The organism is Aeromonas sp. R3-1 (genome assembly GCF_040908345.1).
GTDB lineage: Bacteria > Pseudomonadota > Gammaproteobacteria > Enterobacterales > Aeromonadaceae > Aeromonas > Aeromonas veronii.
Map to the genome: position 1 here is coordinate 1 of NZ_JBFODN010000004.1, position 4,879 is coordinate 4,879.

Here is a 4,879-nt window from a genome sequence, read left to right on the forward strand (position 1 = left end):
CGAAAGTCAAGCAATTGTTTTCGCTTTTCTTTCGGCGCCCACTTCGCTAGGAAGCTGGCTCATCAGTCCGGCGTGTTCCGCCGTGCTGGTAGGGGCGCATTATAGGGAGCCGCGCCGGGATGACAAGAGGAAAACTGCAAAAAATAGCACTTTTTACAGTTTTCCGGTTCAACCGTTGTTTTATTAAACAAAAGCCCCGCATCGGCGGGGCTGTTTCGGGCAAAAAACCCTTAATTCACATCACACTGCTACCTTTTTGACCAGAATTCGCGAGCAAAGCTGCGCACCTTTTCCCAATCGGTAAACTCAATGTCCTTACTGGTGTCTGTACTGCCACCGGTAATCTTCATGATCAGCTGGATGATGCGAGTCTGCCACCAGTTATAGCGGGAGTACTGCAGCGCACCGGCAAACACCCCCAGGGTTTTCGGCTTCCAGGGAGAGAGGCGCAGGAACTTCTTCATATAAGCATTGGTTTGTGGCGTCTGCTTCTCTGGCTTGCGGGCCGTCAGGTTGACACAGAAGAAGGCCGCATTGGCCACCTCCAACTGCTCCTGATGAGCGTGAATAAAGCTGAACAGGCTGGGGTGGAAGTTGCCATAACGGATAGAGGCACCGATCAAGACCTTGGCATACTTGCTGAGGTTGCACATCGGCAAGGTGTGCAGGTCGTGCATCACCACTTCGCATCCCGGCATCTGCTCCAGCATGACATCGACTATTTTGCGGGTTTGGCCATCCCGAGAGGAATAAAGCACCAGAATCTTGTCCATAACAACCTCAACTACGCCAGAATGCAGGAGTAAACAGTACCAGAAGCGTGAAAATTTCCAATCGACCAAACAACATGGCCAACACCAGTACCCACTGGGCCGCCGGCGAGATATTGCCGAAGTTGGCTGATACCTCTCCCAAACCCGGGCCTACGTTGGTGAAAGCCGCAGCCACAGCGGTGAATGCGGTCACTTCATTCAGCCCCGTCATCAGCAACAACAGCATGAACATAAAGAAGAGAATAATATAGGTGGCAAAGTAGCCCCACACTGCCTCGACGATGCGCTCGGGCACCGCCCGATTCCCCAGCTTCAAGGTATAGATGGCTCTGGGGTGAACCAACCGCTTCAACTCGCGCATCCCCTGCATGAACAGGATCATGAAACGCATCACCTTGATGCCGCCGCCAGTACTGCCCGCGCAACAGCCGATAAATGCTGAGAACATCAGCAGCATGGGCAGGAACGAGGGCCAATCTGCATAGGTCGTGGTGCTGTAGCCGGTGGTGGTACCCAGAGAGACCGCCTGGAAAAGGCCATGGTTGAGCGCCTCTTGCCAGGTGGCGTAGTGTCCGTGGGTCAGCAAGGCGACAAAGCAGATCATCACCAGGGTCGCCTGGATGGCCAGAAACACCTTGAGTTCAGAATCGTAAAGGTAGCGCCCGAGCCGCACCGGGCGGTGAGAGAAGACGGTAAAGTGAAGCGCAAAGTTCACGCTTGCCAGCAGCAGGAACACCACGGTAATCAGGTTGATGACCGGACTGTTGAAGAATCCGATGCTGGCATCGTGAGTGGAGAAGCCACCGACCGACAGCGTCGAGAAGGAATGGCAGACCGCATCGAACAGCGTCATCCCGGCGAGCCAGTATGCCAAGGCACAGAGTGCGGTGAGCAGCAGATAGATGAACCAGAGCGCCTTGGCCGTTTCGGCGATGCGCGGCGTCACCTTGGTATCCTTCACCGGCCCCGGGATCTCGGCGCGATAGAGCTGCATGCCCCCGATCCCCAGCAGTGGCAGAATGGCCACCGCCAGTACGATGATCCCCATCCCCCCCAGCCACTGCAGCAGCTGGCGATAGAACAGAAACGCCTTGGGTAGATTATCGAGCCCGGTCAGTACCGTTGCCCCTGTGGTGGTCAGGCCGGAAAAAGATTCGAAGAAGGCCTCCGAGACCGACATATCCGGCACATCGCTCATGATGAAGGGCACCGCCCCCACACTGCCCAACACGGTCCAGAACAACACCACAATCAGAAAGCCCTCTTTCGAGCGCATCTCCTTCTTGTGATAGCGATTGGGAAACCAGAGCACCACGCCGAGCAGCAGGGCGATCAGAAAAGAGCTGACGAACTCGGCACCACCACCATCCCGATAGCCAAAGGCCACCAGTGCAGGCAACAGCATGGTCGAGCTGAACAGCGCAACCAGCAGGCCAACAATGCGAATAATGCTCAGAATGTGCATTACAGCTCCCTTTCCCCAATTAAAGAGCGATGGATTCTAGCCATCTAAGGGGCTGAGGGATACCCGCCCATGAGTCCGGTCGGTCAATTCACGGTCCACCTGAGCCCAAACCGAGGACTCCCACGCCACCTGCAAGGTGACCTGCTGACCGTAATCCGCCGCCAGCAATTCGCCATTATGGCTGCTGATCAGCGACTCGACAGTCCCCATGTCACCGTAATCGCAGTGAATGAGAGAGGGAGTGCGTGGCACCTTGAGCAGGGTGGGCAGTTGCTTGAGGGCGGCACCGACGCCGCCCCCATAGGCTTTGACCAGTCCACCGGTACCAAGCTGGATGCCGCCGTAGTAACGCACCACCACGGCACAGATTTCACCGATCCCCGAGCCCATCAACTGGGCCAGGATCGGCTTGCCCGCGGTACCGGAAGGTTCGCCGTCATCGCTGAAGCCATAAACCTGACTATCTTGCGGCGCACCAGCCACAAACGCCCAGCAGTGATGGCGCGCGGCAGGATGTTGGCGCTTGATCTCGTTGACCCACTCCTTGGCCGCCTCGACGGTCGGGGTGTGGGCGATCAGGGTAATGAAGCGGCTCTTCTTTATCTCTTCGGTCAACTCCAGCGGGGCAGCCGGAATGGAGTACGCAGCCGCCATCAGAGTCCTGCTTGTCTGGTCATGTTCTCCACCCCGTTGGCGTGCAGCACTATGTTGTCTTCGATGCGGATGCCGCCGAACGGACGCAGCGCCTCCACCTTGTTCCAGTTGACCCGTTTGCCCTGTTCGCCCTGAAGCAGCGGCTCCAGCAAACTGTCGATGAAGTAGAGTCCCGGCTCGATGGTGAACACCTGACCCACCTCCATCACCCGGGTGCAGCGCAGATAGGGGAACAGCTCGGGCGCCGCCAGATGGGTGCCGCGCTCATCCTGCATGAAACCGCCCGCATCGTGCACCTGCAAACCGAGGAAGTGGCCGAGGCCGTGAGGGAAGAAGACGTTGGTCACCCCGGTGTTGATCATCTCGTCCACCGACATATCCACCAATTCGGTCGCTTGCAGCAGGCGCGCCAGCTTGTGGTGCATCTGCAGATGCAGCTCGCTGTAGCGACGACCCGGCTTGATCTCCTTGATGATCTCCTGCTGCTGCTCGTCAAGGGCTGCAATCAGATCGGCAAACTCGCCACGCCGCCACGCCCAGGTGCGAGTGATGTCGGAGGCATAGCCGTGAAAATCGACGCCGGCATCGATCAGGAAGGAGTGGCGCTCCGCATCGGGCACCCGCAAGGTGGACAAATGGGTGTAGTGAAGGATGGCCGCATTGCGGTTGATAGCGACGATATTGCCGTAGGGTGCCTCATTGGCCCCCTGTCCGACCGCCTTCATGTAGGCCAGATTGATCTCGAACTCGCTCGCCCCCGCCATAAAGGAATCCTTGGCGGCGATATGACCGCGTACCCCGATCCGGTTCGCCTCGCGCAGACACTCTAGCTCGTAGGGGGTTTTGTAGGCGCGGTGATAGTGCAGGTAGTTGAGCACCGCCTCCGGATTGGGCTGGGTCAGCCCCAGCAGCTCAGCCACCTCCAGATGACCGCCCAGATAGGCCCACTCCTGCTTGTTGGCAGGTAGATGGTCGGCCACCTGTTCCGGCCGGGTCAGGAAACGGATATCGAAGAACTCAACCCAGAAGGCATTGGGCAGATCCGCTACTTTGTGCCAGAAATCGACCGGGCGGTAGAACAGCAGGATTGGTTTGTTCACCCCGTCCACCAGCAGCCAGCAGTGGGGATTGTCCAGCACCGGCAACCAGGCCTTGAAGTGGGGGTTTACCTTGAACGGGTAATCCTGATCATCGAGGAAGATGCGGTGGGTCTGGCCGGAGTGGATGGCCAGTCCGCTGAGCCCCTGTTGTTGCAGAATGTCGCGGGTGCGCTGCTGCAAGGTATCGAGGTGCTGGGCAAAAAGTTGGCTGTAGCTGCTCATGGCGTCCTGCTCCGAGGTGAATGTGATTGCAGCATAACATCAAGCGCTTGGCGGCTCGACCCGTCAAGCTGCCGCTTCGTGAGGTAACGCATACGTTACAAACGTGTTTGTTATCAACACAAAACCAATCATTAACAAATCAAAAACAATTCAATACACTGCCGGTAGATACATGAAGTCAGGGATTACTCATGGACAACCTCTGCCTGTGGCAACCGGATCCGCTCGGGATGCAGCAATCCAACCTCTACCGTTTTATGTCGGAGGTGAACCGTTTCCACGGCTTGCAGTTGCAGAATTACCCGCAGCTTTATCAATGGTCGGTGGAGAAGACCACCCGTTTCTGGCCGCTGGTGTGGCAGCACTGCGGCGTCAAGGGGGAGCTCGGCAACATAGTGGCGGAGAACCGTCAGGATATGCAGCGCACCCGCTGGTTCCCCGATAGCCGCCTCAACTTCGCCGAAAACCTGCTGCGCCGTCAGGACGAGAGCCCGGCCATCATCTCCCGCATCGAAGGGAGCCCAAGCCGCACCCTGAGCTGGCGTGAGCTTGGGGAACAGGTTGCCCGGCTGGCGCAGTGGCTGCGTCATCAGGGGATTGGTCGTGGCGATGTGGTTGCCGCCTATCTGCCCAATATTCCGGAAACCGTGGTTGCCATGCTGGCA

Annotated in this window: 6 protein-coding genes; 2 read left to right on the forward strand and 4 right to left on the reverse strand. The window is 57.8% G+C overall.

The window, feature by feature from the left end; all coding sequences use genetic code 11:
- Positions 1 to 187 (forward strand): hypothetical protein (locus AB5Y85_RS00170; RefSeq protein WP_368221025.1); only part of this gene is annotated, 187 nt, incomplete at its 5' end.
- 61 nt (positions 188 to 248) lie between these two features.
- On the opposite strand, the gene hemG is transcribed toward AB5Y85_RS00170, so the two are convergent.
- The 4 genes from hemG to pepQ are packed head-to-tail and all read right to left on the reverse strand — an operon-like array spanning position 249 to position 4,214.
- Entirely contained in the window at positions 249 to 773 is a 525-nt protein-coding gene (gene hemG, locus AB5Y85_RS00175) for a menaquinone-dependent protoporphyrinogen IX dehydrogenase (RefSeq protein ID WP_005339483.1), read from the reverse strand.
- A gap of 7 nt (positions 774 to 780) precedes the next feature.
- Positions 781 to 2,238, reverse strand: coding sequence for a TrkH family potassium uptake protein (locus tag AB5Y85_RS00180; RefSeq protein WP_005339482.1), 1,458 nt, complete (start codon positions 2,236 to 2,238; stop codon positions 781 to 783).
- A gap of 36 nt (positions 2,239 to 2,274) precedes the next feature.
- Positions 2,275 to 2,892 carry an IMPACT family protein gene (locus tag AB5Y85_RS00185; protein WP_149153851.1) on the reverse strand — a complete coding sequence of 206 codons (618 nt, stop codon included), beginning with the start codon at positions 2,890 to 2,892 and terminating at the stop codon, positions 2,275 to 2,277.
- Positions 2,892 to 4,214: a Xaa-Pro dipeptidase gene (gene pepQ / locus AB5Y85_RS00190; protein WP_257687996.1), complete on the reverse strand. Its 1,323-nt coding sequence runs from the start codon at positions 4,212 to 4,214 to the stop codon at positions 2,892 to 2,894. Before pepQ ends, AB5Y85_RS00185 begins: the two co-directional genes overlap by 1 nt.
- Positions 4,215 to 4,405: 191 nt before the next feature.
- Here pepQ and AB5Y85_RS00195 point away from each other — a divergent pair.
- On the forward strand, positions 4,406 to 4,879 hold a 474-nt coding region (locus AB5Y85_RS00195; RefSeq protein WP_368221027.1), incomplete at its 3' end, for an AMP-binding protein.

Bases quoted from the DNA above. Each gene is read 5' to 3' on its own strand.
- hemG (WP_005339483.1), bottom strand. From the start codon at position 773: ATGGACAAGATTCTGGTGCTTTATTCCTCTCGGGATGGCCAAACCCGC.
- AB5Y85_RS00180 (WP_005339482.1), bottom strand. From the start codon at position 2,238: ATGCACATTCTGAGCATTATTCGCATTGTTGGCCTGCTGGTTGCGCTG.
- AB5Y85_RS00185 (WP_149153851.1), bottom strand. From the start codon at position 2,892: ATGGCGGCTGCGTACTCCATTCCGGCTGCCCCGCTGGAGTTGACCGAA.
- pepQ (WP_257687996.1), bottom strand. From the start codon at position 4,214: ATGAGCAGCTACAGCCAACTTTTTGCCCAGCACCTCGATACCTTGCAG.